Consider the following 19,121-nt stretch of genomic DNA (forward strand, 5'->3'; position numbering starts at 1 on the left):
GCTCGCTGCGCTCGCCCCCTTGCCCTTGACGGGGCCCCGGACGCCGACTCGGGGCGCCGTGCGACCGATGGGCGACGGGTGACGGGCAGGGGACTTCATGAGTTGGCCCCAGAGCCTTGGGAGGCGGGCCGTTCGGTGCCCTGGCCGAGCGCCGAGAGGTCGCCGCGCTCCAGGCGGGCCAAGCCGTCCTGGATGAGCAGTTCGCCCAGGCCGGAGGGGGTGACGTGGTGCGTGCCGGCCTGGACGAGGTAGCGGCCGTATTCGGCGGCGTCCAGGAACACGCGGATCGGCTGTTTCTTGCCGGTGGCAGTGGCCGTACTCATGGGGTGTTCCTCGGTCAGTGGATCAACAGGCACTAACGCCCTTCGGTTGTTGGGCCCGCGACTCGAATGAATCGGAGATTCATCCTCGCTTGGGCCGGGGAAGGGGCCTTAGGGCGGTGTGTCACACCAGGGGCGAACCCCCGGTGGTGCAGAAAGCGGCGACGCGTCAAAAAAGGTGGCCCGCTCGGTCGCCCCGAAGGTGGGACGGGGCAGGGGGAGCGGAGCGACGTTGCAGGCCAAAAGCGCAGGGACGCGACGGGAAACCGGGGTGAAGCAGGGGCGCTCAGGGGCCGAGTCAGCGGCCGGGGCGTCGGCCAGGGTGTAGGCGCCGAAGCCGAGGTAGAACTCCTCGTAGAAGGCTTCATAGAGGTGAACAACGACGCCCTTGGCGGCGTCCATGCTGGCGAAGCCTTGCAGGGAAATAGTGCCGCCGTGCTGCGGCAGGCGAACGGTAACGCCGGGGATCGCCAGGCCGTCGAGCTGGTCGGCGGTGATGCGCTCGCCGAGCGTGACGTCCCAGCCCAGCAGGTCGGAGCCGTAGATGAAGCCGACGTCATGGCCAGACAGGGTCATCTGACGGGACTCGTCGTCGAGGTCGACGGGTTCCTGGTAGTTGGGAGCGTCGAAGACGAAGTCGACGAAGGTGCAGGTGGTCGAGGTGCGCGGCTCGTCGAAGCGGATGTCGAAGCTCATGACCAGTCCTCCTGGGTGAGGCACTGGGCCTGGAGGAGGGCCACGTTGACCATGCGGTACCGGCCGACTTTCACGGCGGGCAGGTGGCCGTTGCGAATCTGGCCGTAGACGACCCCTTGTTCGAGGCCGGAGAGCTCGGCGAAACGCTCGATGGTCATCAGAGGCACGTGGGCCGGGACCTGGGGCGCTTGAGGTTGTTCCATCGTCGTCACCTGCCTTTGGTTGGCTGTGTTAGGCTTCAGTCAGTAGTCAAAGCTGAGGGTATCCATATCTAGATACCGTATCTAAATTTGAATATATCCGGATATAAATTCATGTCAAGCGACCTTGGCAAAAAAGTTCGTGAGATCCGTGAAGCCGAGGGGCTAGGGCGGCAGGCTTTTTGTGACCTAATTGGCGTCCCAAAACAGACGCTTATAAACGTGGAGACAGGCAGGAGTAGCCCCTCAGGGAAGCTTCTGGCTGAGGTGAGCAAGTGCTTTAGCAAGTACACGCTTTGGCTGATGACGGATCAGGCCGATGAGACGTGTGGGCAGATCAGCCCGGAGATAGAGAAGGCACGGAAGACGCTCAAGCAGACAGGGACGGATACCGACTAGCCGGAAAGGCAGCGGCAAGGTGGTACCAGGGCGGCAGGCTCCAGGGATAGGAGGTCGGCCTTGAGCATCGCAGGGAAACGCGAAAAAGTGGTGATGGGTATAACAGGAAAACAAGCCTCGCCCGTTTATGAAGGCGAGGCTTGAGGCTATTTAGAGAAGCTCAACGTTCTTACAGACTAAGCCTGTGTAATTAAAGCCAATATTGAAAGATATTTCATCTCCTACAGAAAGAACCTCCCACATGTCATCTGGAACTGAATCTTCATGCACAAATGCTTCAACTGAAAAACCATCAGGTTTGACAAAGCCATAAGATGCGCTTCTCCGGTTGATTCGACCGCGAACTTTCTTTGGAGCTAAAGCCCCCCCAGCATAGTCTCTAACTTTATGACGCATTTCATGACTTACACGAGAGGTTCTTAAGCTATCAAATATTTGTTTTGCAATCTCACGAACTTTGCTTTCGTCTGACTCTATGGCATAACGAGCATACCAGAACTGCGCTTGATAATTTTTGTCGCCAGGTGTAAAGCCCCTTCTGTAGTAAAAAGCCAAAGTTTTCCCAGTCTCTTCACCGGTTGAACGTAGTAGCTCACCCATTGCGAAGTTGAGTTTGTGATCAGACCTTCTGGAGTCTAAAGTTCTCTGTAAGACCTCCTTGGCTCGGTCTTTTTGGCTTCTTAGAGTGTAAATATTTGCAAGTCTTATGGCGATAAAAGGATCTCTGCTATCTTTTTCAAACGCTTCCTCAAGCGCGGTCATTGCTCTTTTTTCATCATTTATCATCTTGGCAAAATTTGACTCTAAAGATAACAAGTGGTCTTCGTAAGAAAATCTCTTCTTGCTTTCAGAGATTATTTTTTCAACACTTCTTATTGAAGTGTCAATAGCTTGGGTTGTAGTGCCGCTGCTAGAGAGGAGGTCTTGCAGTGTGCTCATTTCAATTTGTATAAGCACTGAGTCAATATAAGGGGTATGTCCATCAAGCGAAATCAGGCGATGAAGTATGGATTTGGCCTCATGCCTATAACGATCCCTGTCGATTGGGTCTTCGGCTTTGTCTGAAATCGTTTTCCAAACCACAGCTAATGTATGTAACAGTGATTTGTCTCTTGATGACGATGCAATAGCTTCTTGAAGAAGTTCTACGGCATGGTTTAAGTTTCCGTTTTCCCTGAGTCTTTCGAAATTAGCCATTTGCTGCAAGAGATAAGCATCGCGACCAACCTCTTCCTGCGCAATAGTATATATGCTGATGATATCATTGTAGTCTTGGAATAGTTCCATGAGGCTCTTTGCGCGGACCATGCTACGAAATGATTGACGGTCCGATTCAAACGATACGTTAAGAGCTTTTATTATCTTGATGTATTCGTGATACCGATCTTGAACACTTTCAAAGGCTCGTGTAAATACTATCTCAGCGATTTCAGGATGTCTGGCGATATAGTGGATGTCATGGCTGTTGTCACCTGAGGCAATTACCACTTTCTCTAAGGGGCTAAAAAAATCTTTTGAGAATTGTTCAAAAGTAATGCCAAAAACTCTTGCTATTAATCCCGCGCGAACAGGTACCCTGAACCTATTCAGTACACATATAGCTCTATAAAGATTTTTGGCTTGCTGGGGTTGAAGAGAATTATATTCATCATAAATAATGTCTTCGAAAGGTTGGCCCATTGTCGCCTCATGAAGAGCAACAAGCAGCTGCCGATCAAATACATTCATAAAGCTCTGTATTCTTTTCTCACGAGATAAAGGAGTAAGGCCGGGGCCAAGACAGTCGTGCTTTTCTAGCAAGTCGACCAAGTCTTCTGTTTCTTTTCTTCCTAAGTATCTAAGTTTGTGAAAGTCAGTGACATGCTGGCTAAGATCTTCGCACTTAGTATTCCAGTCCGTGTATCGTTCACATGTTATTATCGTTATTTTTGTTTTTGAGGTTTTTGCTAGCTTTAGTAGTCGGCTTAAACCTGCTATGTTTGAGGCAGCATTGTCCCAGAATAAGAAAATTCTTTCGTTGCTAAGTTCGGATATTTCTTGTAATGGCTCAAATTTTGGTTGTGCCATGTGTCGTGTGAATAAGCAAAGACGACCATTTTCATTAGCTGCGCGCCACGCTAGTCTTCTTAATACAACACTTTTTCCTGAACCAGCTTCGCCTTTAATAACATGAAGTTCGACAAAACCTTTTCTATCTGCTTCGCCGGATTGTATTACATCTTCAAAAAGGCTGTCCGTTAAAGTTCTTTCGCAGTCTAAGTTATGGCAAATAGGAAACCAGCCCTGGGTTGCTCCAGCATAAAACTTCCTCACACTTCCGTTTTTTGAGATAGATGTATCAACATAATCAACCTCATTCGTTAGGAAGGAGGATAGGTCATCCCTTAACTCCGTTCTAACAGTGAATTTGGACTGGATGGGGTGCTGGCTAGGTGGCCTTATTGAAAAAAGCTCTCTTTGAGTCTGGTCGACTTCCTCAGAAAGCTTGTTGATGAAATCTTCAAATGTTGAATCAATTACTGTTATTCTTTTCTTTGCCCAAAGGTTGACTTCGGGTGTCTTTGCTCCTGGTTTTATAAGATAGTAGCGAGGCCGCCCAGATCTTGCGTTCTTTTCTATCAAGCTTATAACTTTTGCTATATTTTCATCTTGAAGACTATGGCCAACAAAAATTATTGTGTTTTCAAAGCCAAGTTCGTATAGGTAGTTAAACAGTCGGTCTCTGTTTGTCAGGTATTCGTTGTATTGGTCGACTGTTAAGATTAGTGGTAAATCCTCGTTTCTAGTTGTTGAAACGCATCCGTGAAGCTTGAAGAGAGGGACGCGGTCGTTAGTTCTAGAAGACTCGTCTAGTGGGTCATCATTAGAAATGATAGGAGTACAGTCCTGGAGTTTTGACTCTGTCAGCCTGTATGTGTCTTCAATTAGTCTGTCATAGTTTGTGGAGAAAAGGGCCCTCCAGTTAAAAAGGGGTATTTTTTTATGGAAGCTTGCTGGAAGAATTTCATCGAACTGGTCGGCCACAAATGCCTGTAGTTCGAAAAGGTTGCTAGAATCTGCTGCTAATTCAGCTACAAACTTGAGAGAGCTTTCTTTAAAATCTCCGCCTAGAAAGTTGTCACAGATAATGTTTTTAAGGTCATCTCCTAAGAGAACTTTTTTTCCTTCTGGGAACTGTGCGCCAAAGAGTGCTCCAGAACCAAAAAAAAGAATAGCTTTTCCTCTGCTTACTTGATTTTTGAGATTTGTGTCCAGTTCCATTTGAGGCCCCTGCGATGATAGTGTGCTGTTGCTGTTGGCTTTTTTAGCATGGTTAATGCTAATTAGGTTTTAAGTTGACATCAAGTGCCTGACATCAAAGAACAGATAATCAGTCTCGGGGAGACTGGTCTTCATAACTATCTGTTTTTTAAGTTAAAAGTATAAGTGCTGTTCCTGATTTCTCATCCATGATTAAGTGAGATCATGTCCACATGCTGTCGACGCCGTAGACGAATGAAGGTCGGCAGAGGCGTGTAAGCACCCTTGCAAAGCATTGATATTACTGATGTTGGCGAACAATGGCACGCCTTGGGGCTAACTCATAATCCCTTGGTCGCAGGTTCAAGTCCTGCTGGGCCCACCATCCTCGAAGTCCTCGGGTTCATGACTCCGGCGCTTCAAGAAGTCTCTCGTTGTTATCGCGGCGTCTCCCCGCTACGTCGTCCGCTTGACCTCCGTCATCTCGCCGTCGTCGGCGCTCCCTATACTCGTTGATGGCCTGCCGCTTTGGCAGGCGCGTTCCGTGGCGCGCGTTCGGCGCCCGGGCCCATCGCCGACCGACCCCATCGCCGAGAGACCGGAGAGATCGATGTCGATTCGCAACCTGGATGCGCTGTTCCACCCGTCTTCCATCGCCCTGATCGGGGCCAGCAACCGGCCGGGGTCGGTGGGCGCGGTGCTGGCCCAGAATCTCTACTCGTCGGGCTTCGAGGGGCCGATCCTGACCGTGAACCCGCATGAGCGGGCGATTCGCTCGAGCCTCAACTACCACAGCGTCGCCGAGCTGCCGCTGGCGCCGGACCTGGCCATCATCGCCACGCCGCCGAAGAGCGTGCCGGGGCTGGTGCATGAGCTAGGCGAGCGCGGCTGCCGTGCGGCGGTGGTGATCACGGCGGGCTTCGGCGAGGGCGGCCACGCCGAAGGGCAGGCGCTGGAGCAGGCGGTGCTGGATGCCGCCAGGCCCTATCTGATGCGCATCGTCGGGCCCAACTGCCTGGGCATTCTGGCGCCGCACCGCGGCATCAACGCCAGCTTCGCCCACCTCACGCCGCCGCCCGGGGAGCTGGCCTTCGTCACCCAGTCCGGCGCGGTGGCCACCGCGATTCTCGACTGGGCCAAGACCCGCGACATCGGCTTCTCCCACGTGGTCTCGCTGGGCGCGATGAGCGACGTCGACTTCGGCGACATGCTCGACTACCTGGCCCTCGACCCGAAGACGCGCGCCATCCTGCTCTACGTCGAGGCGATCACCGACGTGCGCAAGTTCCTGTCGGCGGCGCGCACTGCCTCGCGCAACAAGCCGGTGGTGGTGGTCAAGGCGGGGCGCAGCGCGGCCGGCGCCAAGGCGGCGCTGTCGCACACCGGGGCGCTGGCCGGCTCCGATGCCGTCTACGACGCGGCCTTCCGCCGCGCGGGCATGCTGCGGGTCGACTCCCTCGACGAGCTGTTCCAGGCCGCGGGCACGCTGGCTACCGGCATCCGCATCCAGGGCGATCGGCTGGTCATTCTCACCAACGGCGGCGGCATCGGCGTGCTGGCGGCGGACGCGCTGGAGGGCCTGAACGGCCAGCTGGCCGAGCTCTCCGAGCCGGCGATGGCACGGCTGGACGAGGTGCTGCCCCAGGCCTGGTCGCGGGGCAATCCGCTCGACATTCTCGGCGACGCCCCGGGCGAGCGGTACGCCAAGGCCCTGGAGGCGCTGCACGATGCCGGCGACGTCAACGCGCTGCTGGTGATCAACTGCCCCACGGCGGTGGCCGATCGCATGGAGGCGGCGCGGGCGGTGGTCGAGTCGCTCGGCCCGCGCCATCCGCCGACCCTGACCTGCTGGCTGGGCGACGCCTCGCCGACGGCGGCCCGGCGGCTGTTCGCCGAGCACCGGATTCCCACCTACGAGACGCCGGAGCAGGCCATTCGCGCCTTCTGGCACCTGCATCAGTACTGGCGCAGCCAGCAGGCGCTGATGGCCACGCCGCCGGCGATCACCGAGCGCGTGAGCATCGACCGGGCCCGGGCCGAGGCGGTCATCGAGGCCGTGCGCGCCGAGGGGCGCCGGGTGCTCACCGAGCCCGAGGCGGCGGAGGTGCTCGCGGCCTACGACATTCCCACCGTGCCCGCGCGCCGGGTGGCGACCCCCGAGGAGGCCGGTGAGGCGGCCCGGGCGCTGGGCCTGCCGGCGGCGCTGAAGATCGTCTCGCGGGACATCTCGCACAAGTCCGACATGGGCGGCGTGCAGCTGAACCTGGCCTCGCCGGAGGCGGTGACCCAGGCCGCCGAGGACATGCTGGCGGCGATCCGCGACAAGGCCCCGGAGGCGCGGCTGGACGGCTTCAACGTGCAGCCGATGATCCGCCGCCCCGGCGCCCACGAGCTGATCCTCGGCATCGCCGAGGACCCGGTGTTCGGGCCGATCCTGATGTTCGGCCAGGGCGGCACGGCGGTGGAGGTGATCGGCGACCGGGTGATCGGCCTGCCGCCGCTCAACCCGCTGCTGGCCCGCGACATGATCGAGTCGACCCGGGTCTCGCGGCTGCTGCACGGCTATCGCGACCGGCCGGCGGTGGACCTCGAGGCGCTGACGCTGGCGCTGGTGAAGCTTTCCCAGCTGGTCGGCGACCTGGCGAGCGTGGCCGAGCTCGACATCAACCCGCTGCTGGCCGACGCCGACGGGGTGATGGCGCTGGACGCGCGGATCGTGATCCGCCCGGCCGGCGAGGCGCGCCCGCCGATGGCGATCCGCCCCTATCCCCAGCAGCTCGAGGAGACGATCGAGACGCGCGGCGGCACGCGCTACCGGCTGCGCCCCATCCGGCCCGAGGACGAGGCCGCGCTGGTCGAGATGCTGCGCCATTCCTCGGCGGACGACGTGCGGCTGCGCTTCTTCGCCGCCATCCGCCGTTTCGATCACGCCTTCGCCGCGCGGCTGACGCAGATCGACTACGACCGCGAGATGGCCTTCGTCGCGCTGCCGCCGGACGGCGCGGAGATCGCCGGGGTGGTGCGGCTGTCCGCCGACCCGGACAAGGAGCGCGCCGAGTTCGCGATCATGGTGCGCAGCGACATGAAGGGCACCGGGCTCGGCTACCGGCTGATGCAGCGCGTGCTCGACTACGCCCGCGAGATGGGCGTGCGCGAGGTCTTCGCCGACATCCTGCGCGTCAATCACGCCATGCGGAAGATGGCCGAGGAGTTGGGCTTCACCACCGAGGCCCGCGACGACGACGCGGAGACCGTGACCGTCTCGCTCACGCTCTGAGCATCATCGAGCGCTGCAAGGCATGTTCTGCCGACGCGGCTGCCGGCGTTGCGGCATCGCGATGAAGGTACGCGTCATGCGAGCTCGCTGATGGTTTTCACCAAAGACGTTATGTTATAACCTTCCGCCTTTCGCGAATGGCGAGACAGGAGCATGACGTGACATCACCGGCATACGACCCCGTCCTCAGGGTGGATGACCTGCGCATCCGGCTCGGCCAGCGACCGGTGGTGGAGGGCCTGTCGTTCGAAGTCGAGGCGGGCGAGCGGGTCTGCCTGATCGGCCCGTCGGGCTCCGGCAAGTCGCTCACCGCCGGGGCCATCCTCGGCCTGACGCCGCCCGCGGCCCGCATCGACGGTACCATCCGCCTCAACGGCCTCGAGGTCGGCGGGCTGCGCGCGACCCGGCGGCCGGCGCTGGCCCGCGCCGGGATGGTGTTCCAGAACACCCAGGCCGCGCTCAACCCGCTGGTCAGCGTGGGCGCCCAGCTGCGCGAGCCCTACGTGCGCTTCCACGGGCTCTCGCGCCGTGAGGCGCAGCAAGCGGCCGTCGCGCTGCTGGGGCGGATGATGATCGCCGAGCCCGAGCGGGTCGTGCGGCGCTCGCCGGCGGAACTCTCCGGGGGGCAGCGCCAGCGGGTCTGCCTGGCGCTGGCGCTGGCCTGCCGGCCGTCGCTGATCGTTGCCGATGAGCCCACCACGGCGCTCGACGTGCTGACCCAGGCCGAGGTGCTGTCGCTGTTGCGCGAGACCACCGGGCGCGCCGGTGCGCCCGCGCTGCTGTTCATCTCCCACGACATGGCCGCCGCCTCGCGGCTGTGCGAACGCGCACTGGTCCTCGACGGCGGCCGGCTGGTGGAGCAGGGGCCGTTGGCCGACATCATTGCCGCGCCGCAGCATCGCTTCTCCCGCGAGCTGGTCGCGGCGCTGGGCACCCACGAACTCCTCCCGGCGTCGGCCGAGCCCCAGCGTCAGATGGAAGAGCCGCGGCTGCGGGCGGTGGGATAGCCCTATGACGACGATGCCCGAACTCAACGACGACGGCTCGCTGCTGCGGATCTCCGGGGTCAGCAAGCGAATGCCCGGGCCCCGCCGCTGGTGGGGCGGGCGGCAGTGGCGCCACACCCTGCGCGACATCGACTTTCGCCTGCACCCCGGCGAGCTGATCGGCCTGGCCGGGGTATCCGGCGCCGGCAAGTCGACGCTGTTGAACCTGATGCTCGGCCTGATCCGGGCCGACGGCGGCGAGATCGTCTGCCAGGGGCGGCGCATCGCCCCGGGCTCCGCGCGCTCGCTGCGCTGGTACCGTCGCGCGGTGCAATACATCCCTCAGGATCCGGCGGCCTCGCTGGACCCGCGCATGCGCGTCGGCGAGCTGGTCCGCGAGCCGCTGGTGCGGCTGGGCATCGAGGGCCCGCACGAGGCCCGGGTGGGCGAGGCGCTCGAGCAGGTCGGCCTGGATGGCGGTTATCTGATGCGCCGCCCGGCCGAGCTCTCCGGCGGCCAGGCCCAGCGGGTGGCCATCGCCCGCGCCATGGCCGTGCGCCCGCGGCTGCTGCTGGCCGACGAGCCGCTCAGCGGCCTCGACCTGCCGCTCCAGGCCCAGGTGACCCGGGTGCTGAAGACGCTGCACCACGACGCCGGCATCGGCCTGCTGCTGATTTCCCATGACCTCTCGGTGGTCTGCCGGCTGTGCCAGCGCACCCTGGTGCTGGACGACGGCGCGATCATCGAGGATCGCCCCACCGAGGCGCTGTTCCGCGCGCCGGCGCACGAGCGCACGGCGGCGCTGATCCGGGCGGCGGCCATGCTGCCGGGCCAGGATCTTCCTCTCACTTCTTTACCCCCGAGTTCTCTTTCCGCCGCCACGCCGGCCCTTCGTTCCCAGGAGCTTGCCCCTTGAGCCTTCGCCCCTTGACCCTTCGCCACGCCTTGCCGCTTCCGTTCGCGTTTCTCTCGCTGGCCCTGCTGGCCGGCTGCCAGCAGGAGGAATCGGCCTCCACCGAGCATGCCGGCGAGAGCGCCGCCGAGACCGCCGATCGGCGCATCAAGGTCGCCATGCTGCAGCCGCCGCGCTCGGGGCTGACCCCGCTGACCGACGACGCCTTCAAGCTGTCGCGCTGGAGCACCGCCGAGACGCTGATCCGCCTCGACGACGACGGCAGTCCTGAGCCCTTCCTGGCCACCGAGTGGGAGCGGCTCGACCCGCGCACCTGGCGCTTCACGATCCGCGACGACGTGACCTTCCACGACGGCACGCCGCTGACCGCCGAGCGCGTGGTGGCCTCGCTGACCGCCGCCACGAACGCCGCGCCCAAGCCGCGCATCCTCGACGGCGTAAGCATGGAGATCGAGGCCGACGGCGACCAGGCGGTGATCGTGCGCACCGCCGAGGCCGACCCGCTGGTGCCCAATCGGCTGTCCAGCCCGCAGCTGGCGATCCTGGCCGAGCGGGCCTATCGCGACAACGGCACCGTCAACCCGATCGAGGCCGGCACCGGGCCCTTCGTGCTCGAGGAGATCAACGGCACCCAGAGCGCGCGCCTCGACCGCTATGACGATTACTGGGGCGAGCGCGCCGAGCTTGCCGGCATCGACGCCGATTACGTGCCGGACGGCACGGCCCGGGGCGCGGCACTGCGCACCGGCGAGGCCGACGTGGTCGAGGCGGTACCGGTCTCCCAGGTCGCGCTGATCGACCCCGAGCTGATCCACGAGGTGCCGATGCCGCGCACCAACACGCTCTACCTCAACACCGAGTCCGGGCCGCTGACGGAGCCGGCACTGCGCGCGGCGGCACGCGAGGCGGTCGACCGCGAGGCCATCGTGCGCACCGTCTACGAGGGCCGTGCCGACATCGCCAACGGCCTGCTGGGGCCGGCGCTGCAGTGGGCCGACGGGCTGCGCACGCCGGTGGAAGGGCGGCCCGAGGCCGCGGACCCGAACGGTGTCGCCATCACGCTGGGCACCTTCACCGACCGGGCCGAGCTGCCCGAGGTCGCGGTGCTGCTGGAGCAGCAGCTCGAGGCGGCGGGCTTCGACGTCCAGCAGGAGGTGCGCCAGTACGCGCACATCGAGTCGGACATGCTGGCCGGCGAGTTCGATGCCTTCATCCTGTCCCGGGCGACCATGCTCGATTCCGGCGATCCGGTGGCCTACATGTTCAGCGACTTCGCCTGCGAGGGCTCCTTCAACATCGCCCAGCTGTGCGATGCCGGGGTCGACGCGGCGCTGGAGAAGGCCGCCGACCTGGAGCCGGGCCCGGAGCGCCGTCAGGCGATCATCGACGCCGAGGCGGCGATCCTCGCCACCGACGCCGCGGTGCCGATGCTCCACGAGCGCGTCATCCAGGGCGAGGCCACGCACGTCGCCGGCGCCGTGCGCGACCCGCGTGAGCGCGAGCTGATCAACCAGCACACCCGGTTCATCGACGATGGCGCCGAGTAAGGTCGCGAGCATGCCGGCGGCGGAGCCTCGCCCGTCGGCGCGGCGCTCGGTGCGGGGCCTGGCGCGGGGGTTGTCGATAGAGTGGGGGACGCTGCTGCCGACCCTGTCGCGGCTGCTCACCCTCGGCGGCGTGGTGGTGCTGGTGGGTCTGCTGCCGTGGCTCTCGGGGCGTGATCCGGCGCTGAGCATCCTGCGCGCCCGGGCCGGCGACCAGAACCCGACCCCGGAAGCGCTCGCCGCCATCCGCGAACAGCTGGGCCTGGCCATGGGGCCGCTCGAGAAGTTGCAGCACTGGTTCACCGGCCTGCTGCACGGCGATGCCGGTACCTCCTGGATCTCCGGTACTCCGGTGCTGCCGGGGCTGCTCGAAGCGACGGGCGTCTCGCTGACGCTGATGGCGGCGGCGCTGGTCGTCGCGCTGACCACCGCGCTGCTGATCTGCCTGCCGGCCCTGCGTCGCGGCCTCGACGGTCGTCCGGCGCCGACTTCGGGAGCGATGGCCGCGGCCATCACCGCGCTGCCGGAGTTCCTGCTCGCGGCGCTGCTGCTGGTGGTGTTCGCGGCCTGGCTGCGCTGGCTGCCGCCGTATGGCTGGGGCGAGTGGCGCCACCTGGTGCTGCCGGCGCTGTCGCTGGGGCTGCCGGCCGGCGGCCTGCTGGGGCGGCTGTTCAGTGATGGACTGACCTCGGCCTTCGCCGAGCGCTGGGTCGCGACCTGGCACATGGCGGGCTTTCCGCGGTGGCGCCTGGCGCTGGCCGCGCTCAAGCGCACCCTGCCGAGCCTGATGCCCCAGGTCGGGCTGGTGGTGGTGGGCCTGACCGGCGGGGCGATCGCCGTCGAGCAGGTGTTCTCGATTCCCGGCCTCGGCCGGGCCACGCTGGGCGCGGCCTCCGCCCAGGACCTGCCGGCGCTGCAGACCGGCATCCTGATCCTGCTGGCCATCGCGGTGGTGCTGGGCGGGCTCGCCAACCTCGGCCGCTCGCTGCTGCTGGGCCGCGCGATGCGGGCGGGAGCGGTGCCGATGGCGGCCCCGGTCGTCGGTGCTGGCCGCTGGCGCTGGCTCGTGCCGGCGGTTGCGGGCGCGCTGCTGCTTACGATCGTGCTGGCGGGGCTGTCACGCGACCCGATGACCTCGGCCTACCTGCGCCTGCAGCCGCCGGGTCCGGGGCTGCCGCTGGGAGCCGACGGCATCGGCCGCGACATCCTGGCACGGGTCAGCCATGGTGCACTCTCGACCATGGGCATGGCGCTGGCCACGGTGCTGGTCACCTTCGTGCTGGGGCTCGCGATCGGGCTGATGCCGCGGCTGGCGGCCGGGCCCATCGAGGTCACCAACGCCACGCCGCCGGTCATCGCCGGGCTGATCGTGGCCGGCCTGATGGGGCCGAGCGCCGCCGGCGCGGTGATCGCGGTGACGGCCGTGAGCTGGGCGCCGCTGGCCGCGCATACCTCGGCGCTGGTCAGCGAGACCCTGGCCCAGCCCCACGTCCGCGTTACCCCGGTGCTCGGCGTCGGGCGCTGGCGGCTGCTGTCGCGCTACGTGCTGCCCGCGCTGGTCGGGCCGGTGTTCCGCCACGCCATGCTGCGCCTGCCGGGTACCGCGCTGGCGCTGGCCGCCCTCGGCTTCCTGGGGCTCGGCCTGCGGCCGCCGGCGCCGGAATGGGGGCTTCTGCTCGCCGACAGCATGCCCTACCTGGAGCGCGCGCCCTGGGCGGTGCTGGTGCCATCGCTGGCGCTGGTACTGATGTCGATCCTGGCGGTCTCGCTCTCCGGCCTGTGGCGTGGGCGCGAGGCCGGCGGAGCGTGACGTGACGGGTGCTCGAGGCGGGAGACGCGGGCGCCCGGACCTGCCGGGCGCCTGCTCGTGTGGCTGTCAGTTGTCAGGCCGGTGTCAGGCCGACATGAAGTCGTTCCAGCGCCTGACCAGATAGTTGTGCTCGTCCATCACGGTGTTCCACACCGCGATGCGGCTCATGCGGGTCTGGTAGTCGCCGCCGTCGCGGATCTCGCCGCGGTGGATCATGCCGGAGTAGCCGGAAGGCCCGGCGAGATCCTCTGAGGCCGGCTTGCCGGCGTACCAGTAGTCCCACTCGGCCGGGGAGAGGTGGTGACGTGTCAGCTCGGGGGTGGAACTGTAGTAGCCTTGGCGCGCCATCACCGCGCCGGGCCAGCCGGAGAGCCACCAGTTGAGGTAGTCGTAGGCCGCGTCCAGGGTGCGGCCCTCGACGTGGCGCGAGATCGAGATGCCGCCGTACCAGGCGCGGTAGCCCTCTTGGGGCGATGCCATGCGCACCTTGATCTGGCGCTGCTTGAGGTCGGTCATGGCCGGCGACCAGAGGCTCTCGATGCCGACCCGGCCGCGCACCATGTCCGAGGAGGCCTGGTCCTGGTTGCTCCAGAAGGCGCGGAAGTGCTGCTGGCGCTTGAGCTCGATCAGGCAGTCGATGAGGCTGTCGATCTCCGCCACGCTGAGATTGCCGAGGTCCTCGAAGTCGACCAGCCCCCGGGCCTGGGCGGCCATGGCCGCATCGATGGCGCCGATGGCGCTGTCGTTCTGCAGGCTGACCATGCCGCGCCAGCGCGGATCGAGCAGCCAGCCCCAGCTCTCGCGGTCGGGGGAGAGCCCCTCCGGCAGCATGTCCAGCCGATAGCCGAAGCTGTCGGCGTTGTGGCTGACCGGCAGCATGGTGATGCGCTCGCTGGGCCGCGCGCCGAGGCTGCCGTCGGGCTGGACGTAGAGGCGGTCGACCGGATTGCTGCCGGCCCCCAGCGGCGCGTGGGCCGTCAGGCGACCGGTCTTGGGCAGGTCGTTGATCTGGTCCCAGTGAGTGATCCGCGCGATGTCGATGGGCTGGATGGCATTGGCCGGCCACACGAAGTCGACGTTGTGGAACCACTGGTCGTAGATGTCGAAGCTGTTCGGTGCCAGCACGCCCGCGCGCTGGGCCGCGACGCCGTCGAGCACCTCGAAGGTCAGGCGGATGCCCAGGTCCTCGCGGGCGCGCTGGCGGATGCTCTCCAGCAGCGTGACCGAGGTGCCGAGCACGCGCAGGTTGACGGGGCCGCGCTGCACGTAGGGCGCGGCCGGTTTGGTGACGGAGGCGGGTTCAGGCATGCAGGATCCTGGGGCTGGGATGGTCGCTCACGGCGGCCATGAAGGTACTCAGCGAGTCTGCCACGCGGCCGGCGTCGATACCACGGGTGATGAAGATCAGCTCCGAGCGGCGTTCGTCGTCGGGCCAGGTCTCCATGTGTTCCGGGGGATGGATGGTGTGCTGCACGCCGTGGAGCACCACCGGGCGAGGGTCGTCCCTGACGTGCAGCACGCCCTTGACGCGCATGATGTCGGCACCGTGACGGTTGAGCAGCATCGACAGCCACAGGCCGAAGCAGCTCCAGTCCACCTCGCCCTCGAGCCCCAGGCGAAACGCGTGCACGTCGCCGAGATGCCCGCTGCCGGCGGGCTGTGCCGATGGCGTCCAGGGCCCCAGCCAGGCCGTCGCCGCGGCCGGACCGAAGCGCTGCAGGTGCGGCCCGGCAGCGAACAGGGCGTCGCTCGGCTGATCCAGCGCCTCGGGACCCAGGCAGCGGGCCGCCGGATTGAGGCCGGTGAGCCGCTGTCGAAGCGCCGCGACGGCCTCGTCGTCGACCAGGTCAGTCTTGCTGATCACCAGGGTGTCGGCCACCGCCACCTGGGACGCCCACACCGGATGCTGCTGCTGGCTGGCCTCGGCGTTGACGGCGTCGACCAGCGTCAGGTTGGTGCCTGGGCGCAGGTGATGGCGCAGCACCGGATCGGCGGTGATGGTGGAGGCGATGGGGCCGGGATCGGCCAGGCCGGTGGTCTCCAGCACGATGCGCTTGAACGGCGGGATGGTACCGTCCTGGCGCTGGGACAGAAGGCGCCTGAGGGCCTCGGACAGCTCGCCGCGGATGGTGCAGCAGACGCAGCCGCTGGCCAGCAGCACCGCGTCCTCGGCGATCTCGCCGAGCAGTCGGTCGTCGAGGCCGACGTCGCCGAACTCGTTGATCAGCACCGCGCTGTCGCCGAAGGCCTCGCTGGCCAGCACCGACTTGAGCAGGGTGGTCTTGCCGCTGCCGAGGAAGCCGGAGATCACGTGGACCGGCAGCAGAGGCGTCTTGTCGTTCATGGGGCGGCTCCTCGCCGGTGGCAGGGGGAAGAAACGGTAGAGAGCGGTAGAGAAAAGCGCAGCGGCAGGGCGATCCGGCGTCAGGCCAGGGCCGCCAGGAATGCCGGGTCCAGGGGATCGAGCTCGCGGCCGGTCATCTGCTCGGCCTGGCGCCAGACGCCGCCCAGGTCCTGGACGATCTCGCGCTTGCCTGTGGCCGTGGCGAGCACGAAGCTCGAGCCCTGGAAATCCTCGATGGTCAGGCGCCGCACGCTGAGCACGCGATTGATCAGCGTCGCCCGGTAGGCCCGGGCGCGTCGCCGCGCGTGGTGAGCCTGCTCCGGGTCCTCGATCTGGGTGCTCCAGTGGTCCTCGCCGCCGAAGGCGCCGCACAGTCCGCACATAACACTTCCTCGCATCGGGCGGGCCGGCGGCATGGCCGGCCCGGTGTCGTGACATTCAGGCCAGGCACTCGTCGGCCGCCAGCGCCACCCGCAGCAGCGCCTCGTCGTCGCCGCAGGGGGCGCTGAGCTGCAGGCTGGTGTGCTGGCCCTCGGCATCGGTGCCGCTGGGGAGGGCGACCGCCGGTGAATCCAGCAGGCTCGCCACCATGCTCAGCCGCAGCGTTGCCAGGTTGACCTCGGCGAAGTGCTCGGGGTCGGCCTCCAGCGGGGCCAGTCGCGGGGCGATGTGGGCCACGGTCGGGGTCAGCAGCACGGCGCCGGCCAGCTCCTGGCGCAGCTGGGCCTGCAGCGCCCGGCGCCGGCGATAGAGCGTCACCACGGCGTCCGGCGTCATGTGCCGCGCCGCCAGCAGCCGCTGGCGCACCCGCGGGTCCATGTGCTCGGCCTCGTCCCGGGCCAGCAGCTCGCGATATTCGGTGTAGGCCTCGGCGGCGCCGAGCCAGCCGGTCTGGTGGATCAGCGAGAGTGTGTCGCCGACGCTCGCCAGCCGGCGATGGACCACCCGAAAGCCGGCCTCGGCGAAACGCTCGGCGGCGCGCGTGAGGTTGTCGAGCACGGTCGGCTCGACCCGCGGGTCCTCGAGGCAGGCGTCGTCGACCACGATCACCGCGCGCGCCGGGTCGGCCGGCGTGCGTGTCGCGACCGGCCGGCCGCGCATGGCGTCGTCGATGGCCAGGCAGTCCGGCAGCGTGGTGGCGATCACGCCGATGGTGTCCAGGCTGTCGGCCAGCGGGGTGACGCCTTCCCGGGTATGGCGGGCCTGGGACGGGCGATAGGACGTCAGGCCGTTGAAGGCGGCCGGCACGCGCAGCGAACCGGCGGTGTCGGTGCCGATGGCGGCCGGCACGATGCCCTTGGCCACGGCGATGGCGGAGCCCGAGCTGGAGCCGCCCGGCGCGCGGGCCTCGCCATCGCCCGGTGTGTGGTGGGGCGTGCCGTAGTGGGGATTCAGGCCGAGGCCCGAGTAGGCCAGCTCGGTCAGGTTAGTCTTGCCGACGCTGACCAGCCCGGCGCTCGCCGCGTGGCGAACCGCCAGGGCGTCGCCTTCGTCGGGCGCCGTGGCGAGCACCCGGCTGCCGCCGGTGGTCAGGGTGCCGCGCATGGCGAACAGGTCCTTCCAGGCCAGCGGCACGCCGTCCAGCTGGCCGAGCTCGGCGCCGTGGCGGCAGCGCTGGGCGGCGGCCTCGGCCTCGGCCAGGGCGCGCTCAGGCGTCAGCGAGATGAACACCGCGTCGCTCTCGCGGGCCCGTTCCAGGGTCTGTTCGGCCAGGGCGACCGGGTCGAGGTCGCCGCGCTGGATGGCCTCGCCGAGGGCGAGGGCGGTTCGGGGGGAGGCAACCATGGGCCGTGTCTCCAGATGGGCGGGCGCCGTCGCGACGACGCCCGCGGTCGCGTTAGCGATCCTCGCGCTTGAGGGCGGAGGCCGGGATGTCGTCGGTGCGCAGGCGCTCGAAGCGGCCCTGCTCGGTGTAGACCCAGTTGCGGTCCACCGAGGTGGCCAGGAAGCGGTCGTCGAAGCCGCTCTCGAGCTCCTTCTGGGGATAGCGGCGCAGGATCCAGGCCTTCATCAGCACCACATAGACCACCAGGGCGGTGACGAAGCCGACCGCATAGGCGTACTCAAGGAACACCAGGGCCAGGCCGCCGCCCACGATCCAGGCGATGAGGCCGGCCGGGTTGACGCCGTTCATGAAGCGGAACTGGCCCTCGGTATCGAACAGCGCCGGCACGTTGAGGCGGCGGCGGCGCAGCAGGTAGTAGTCCGCCACCATGATGCCGCCCACCGCGGACAGCACGGCGCCGTAGTAGCTGAGGAAGGTGAACAGGTTGTCGAGGATCAGCCACGGCATGGAGGCGGTGCCGATCACCCCGGCGATGACCAGCGCCACCGGATAGCTGACCCGCGGCGCGCCGGCGTTGACGAAGGTCAGGGCGGCCGGGATCAGGTTGGCCGCGTTGTTGGTCGACCACTGGGCGAGGATCACCATCAGTAGCAGCGCGATCAGGGGCAGGCCGCCGCCCTGGCCCTGGATGACCGTGACCGGGTTCCAGTCGCCGGCGGCGATGAAGGACACGCCGCCGATCAGCGCGATCCACGCCTGGGTGGCGGGCAGCGCCAGGAACTGGGCGACGAAGACGTTGCGGTTGCGGCGGAAGAAGCCGCGTTCGCCGCCGGGGGTGCGCAGGAAGCGGGTCAGGTTGGGAATGTCCACGGCCAGCGCCGACCAGAAGGCCATGTTGGCGAAGAACAGCCCCAGGGCGGCGACGTCCTGGTCGCCGACGAAGGTCCAGATGTTGATGCCCTGGGTCTCGGCCAGCACGTCCAGGGTGAAGTACATCCATACCGAGATCGCCACGATGCAGGGCGCGGCGATGGAGGCCAGCACTTCCACGGCGCGGATGCCGAGGGCGGTGTTGACGATCTGCACCACGGCGAACAGGGCGTACCACAGCACCCAGTTATCCAGGCCCCACAGGTATTCGACGATGCCGTTGAGGGCCAGGGCGCCGAGATAGGTCTGCACGCCGAACCAGATGGCGGCCACCACGCCGCGCGAGACTGCGGGCAGATGGGTGCCCTTGAGGCCGAAGGGCGCGCGCAGGTAGACGGCGAAGGACAGCCCGTGTTCGGTGCCGATGTCCGCCGTGAGGCTCATCACCACGCCCAGTACCAGGTTGGCGATGAAGATGATCGCCACCACCTGGTGTAGCGGCAGGCCGGCGACGCCGCCGGCGCCGAGCTGGAAGGTGGCGATGATCACCGCCATGCCGATCCACAGCCAGATGAAGCCGAAGAAGCCGATGGTTCGTTGGTTGAGCCAGACCGGCAGGATGGAGGCCTCGAGCAGGTGTTGCCGGTCGGTGTCCGGCTGGGAGGGCGCGGAGGCGCCGTCTATGTCTTGTGGTTGGGCCACGGGATCGCTCCTGAGGAGGTGGGCATTTGTTGTT

At 65.5% G+C, this 19,121-nt stretch carries 15 protein-coding genes; 6 read left to right on the forward strand and 9 right to left on the reverse strand.

Features of this window, described 5'->3' with window-relative positions; genetic code table 11:
- Positions 1-95 precede the first annotated feature (95 nt).
- The 3 genes from CVH10_RS09825 to CVH10_RS09835 form a co-directional block, all read right to left on the reverse strand.
- Positions 96-323, reverse strand: a complete 228-nt coding sequence (locus CVH10_RS09825; RefSeq protein ID WP_106488554.1) for a hypothetical protein — start codon at positions 321-323, stop codon at positions 96-98.
- 108 nt (positions 324-431) lie between these two features.
- Entirely contained in the window at positions 432-1,016 is a 585-nt protein-coding gene (locus tag CVH10_RS09830) for a hypothetical protein (RefSeq protein WP_106488555.1), read from the reverse strand.
- Positions 1,013-1,219, reverse strand: coding sequence for a helix-turn-helix domain-containing protein (locus CVH10_RS09835; RefSeq protein WP_035593867.1), 207 nt, complete (start codon positions 1,217-1,219; stop codon positions 1,013-1,015). The genes CVH10_RS09830 and CVH10_RS09835 overlap by 4 nt, the downstream gene beginning before the upstream one ends.
- 111 nt (positions 1,220-1,330) lie before the next feature.
- Here CVH10_RS09835 and CVH10_RS09840 point away from each other — a divergent pair, with 111 nt between their 5' ends.
- Complete coding sequence (locus CVH10_RS09840; RefSeq protein ID WP_046079101.1) at positions 1,331-1,615, forward strand: helix-turn-helix transcriptional regulator; 285 nt, start codon at positions 1,331-1,333, stop codon at positions 1,613-1,615.
- A 150-nt stretch (positions 1,616-1,765) separates the two neighbouring features.
- On the opposite strand, the gene CVH10_RS09845 is transcribed toward CVH10_RS09840, so the two are convergent.
- Positions 1,766-4,876, reverse strand: a complete 3,111-nt coding sequence (locus CVH10_RS09845; protein ID WP_106488603.1) for an SIR2 family protein — start codon at positions 4,874-4,876, stop codon at positions 1,766-1,768.
- Positions 4,877-5,465: 589 nt separating this feature from the next.
- On the opposite strand from CVH10_RS09845, the gene CVH10_RS09850 reads away from it, so the two are divergent.
- The 5 genes from CVH10_RS09850 to CVH10_RS09870 all read left to right on the forward strand — a co-directional run bounded on the left by CVH10_RS09850 (position 5,466) and on the right by CVH10_RS09870 (position 13,385).
- Positions 5,466-8,132, forward strand: a complete 2,667-nt coding sequence (locus CVH10_RS09850; RefSeq protein ID WP_106488556.1) for a bifunctional acetate--CoA ligase family protein/GNAT family N-acetyltransferase — start codon at positions 5,466-5,468, stop codon at positions 8,130-8,132.
- Between the two features lie 158 nt (positions 8,133-8,290).
- Positions 8,291-9,139 carry an ATP-binding cassette domain-containing protein gene (locus CVH10_RS09855; protein ID WP_369335768.1) on the forward strand — a complete coding sequence of 283 codons (849 nt, stop codon included), beginning with the start codon at positions 8,291-8,293 and terminating at the stop codon, positions 9,137-9,139.
- Positions 9,140-9,143: 4 nt separating this feature from the next.
- Positions 9,144-10,034 carry an ABC transporter ATP-binding protein gene (locus tag CVH10_RS09860; protein ID WP_106488558.1) on the forward strand — a complete coding sequence of 297 codons (891 nt, stop codon included), beginning with the start codon at positions 9,144-9,146 and terminating at the stop codon, positions 10,032-10,034.
- Positions 10,031-11,578, forward strand: coding sequence for an ABC transporter substrate-binding protein (locus tag CVH10_RS09865; protein ID WP_369335769.1), 1,548 nt, complete (start codon positions 10,031-10,033; stop codon positions 11,576-11,578). Before CVH10_RS09860 ends, CVH10_RS09865 begins: the two co-directional genes overlap by 4 nt.
- A gap of 10 nt (positions 11,579-11,588) precedes the next feature.
- Positions 11,589-13,385, forward strand: coding sequence for an ABC transporter permease subunit (locus CVH10_RS09870; protein ID WP_369335770.1), 1,797 nt, complete (start codon positions 11,589-11,591; stop codon positions 13,383-13,385).
- An 84-nt stretch (positions 13,386-13,469) separates the two neighbouring features.
- On the opposite strand, the gene CVH10_RS09875 is transcribed toward CVH10_RS09870, so the two are convergent.
- The 5 genes from CVH10_RS09875 to CVH10_RS09895 form a co-directional block, all read right to left on the reverse strand.
- The gene (locus tag CVH10_RS09875) at positions 13,470-14,693 is read right to left on the reverse strand and encodes a PotD/PotF family extracellular solute-binding protein (protein WP_106488560.1); all 1,224 of its coding nucleotides are present in this window, start codon (positions 14,691-14,693) and stop codon (positions 13,470-13,472) included.
- Complete coding sequence (locus tag CVH10_RS09880) at positions 14,686-15,729, reverse strand: GTP-binding protein (RefSeq protein ID WP_106488561.1); 1,044 nt, start codon at positions 15,727-15,729, stop codon at positions 14,686-14,688. The genes CVH10_RS09875 and CVH10_RS09880 overlap by 8 nt, the downstream gene beginning before the upstream one ends.
- 80 nt (positions 15,730-15,809) lie before the next feature.
- Positions 15,810-16,112, reverse strand: coding sequence for a hypothetical protein (locus CVH10_RS09885; RefSeq protein ID WP_106488562.1), 303 nt, complete (start codon positions 16,110-16,112; stop codon positions 15,810-15,812).
- 55 nt (positions 16,113-16,167) lie between these two features.
- On the reverse strand, positions 16,168-17,514 hold the full coding sequence (locus CVH10_RS09890; protein WP_106488563.1) for an amidase family protein: 1,347 nt from the start codon (positions 17,512-17,514) through the stop codon (positions 16,168-16,170).
- Between the two features lie 52 nt (positions 17,515-17,566).
- Positions 17,567-19,087, reverse strand: a complete 1,521-nt coding sequence (locus CVH10_RS09895; RefSeq protein ID WP_369335771.1) for an NCS1 family transporter — start codon at positions 19,085-19,087, stop codon at positions 17,567-17,569.
- Positions 19,088-19,121 lie beyond the last annotated feature (34 nt).

It is taken from the genome of Halomonas sp. ND22Bw (genome assembly GCF_003011945.1).
Classification (GTDB): domain Bacteria; phylum Pseudomonadota; class Gammaproteobacteria; order Pseudomonadales; family Halomonadaceae; genus Halomonas; species Halomonas halophila.

Bases quoted from the DNA above. Each gene is read 5' to 3' on its own strand.
- CVH10_RS09825 (WP_106488554.1), bottom strand. From the start codon at position 323: ATGAGTACGGCCACTGCCACCGGCAAGAAACAGCCGATCCGCGTGTTC.
- CVH10_RS09840 (WP_046079101.1), top strand. From the start codon at position 1,331: ATGTCAAGCGACCTTGGCAAAAAAGTTCGTGAGATCCGTGAAGCCGAG.
- CVH10_RS09830 (WP_106488555.1), bottom strand. From the start codon at position 1,016: ATGAGCTTCGACATCCGCTTCGACGAGCCGCGCACCTCGACCACCTGC.
- CVH10_RS09845 (WP_106488603.1), bottom strand. From the start codon at position 4,876: ATGGAACTGGACACAAATCTCAAAAATCAAGTAAGCAGAGGAAAAGCT.
- CVH10_RS09890 (WP_106488563.1), bottom strand. From the start codon at position 17,514: ATGGTTGCCTCCCCCCGAACCGCCCTCGCCCTCGGCGAGGCCATCCAG.
- CVH10_RS09880 (WP_106488561.1), bottom strand. From the start codon at position 15,729: ATGAACGACAAGACGCCTCTGCTGCCGGTCCACGTGATCTCCGGCTTC.
- CVH10_RS09875 (WP_106488560.1), bottom strand. From the start codon at position 14,693: ATGCCTGAACCCGCCTCCGTCACCAAACCGGCCGCGCCCTACGTGCAG.
- CVH10_RS09860 (WP_106488558.1), top strand. From the start codon at position 9,144: ATGACGACGATGCCCGAACTCAACGACGACGGCTCGCTGCTGCGGATC.
- CVH10_RS09835 (WP_035593867.1), bottom strand. From the start codon at position 1,219: ATGGAACAACCTCAAGCGCCCCAGGTCCCGGCCCACGTGCCTCTGATG.
- CVH10_RS09870 (WP_369335770.1), top strand. From the start codon at position 11,589: ATGCCGGCGGCGGAGCCTCGCCCGTCGGCGCGGCGCTCGGTGCGGGGC.
- CVH10_RS09850 (WP_106488556.1), top strand. From the start codon at position 5,466: ATGTCGATTCGCAACCTGGATGCGCTGTTCCACCCGTCTTCCATCGCC.
- CVH10_RS09885 (WP_106488562.1), bottom strand. From the start codon at position 16,112: ATGTGCGGACTGTGCGGCGCCTTCGGCGGCGAGGACCACTGGAGCACC.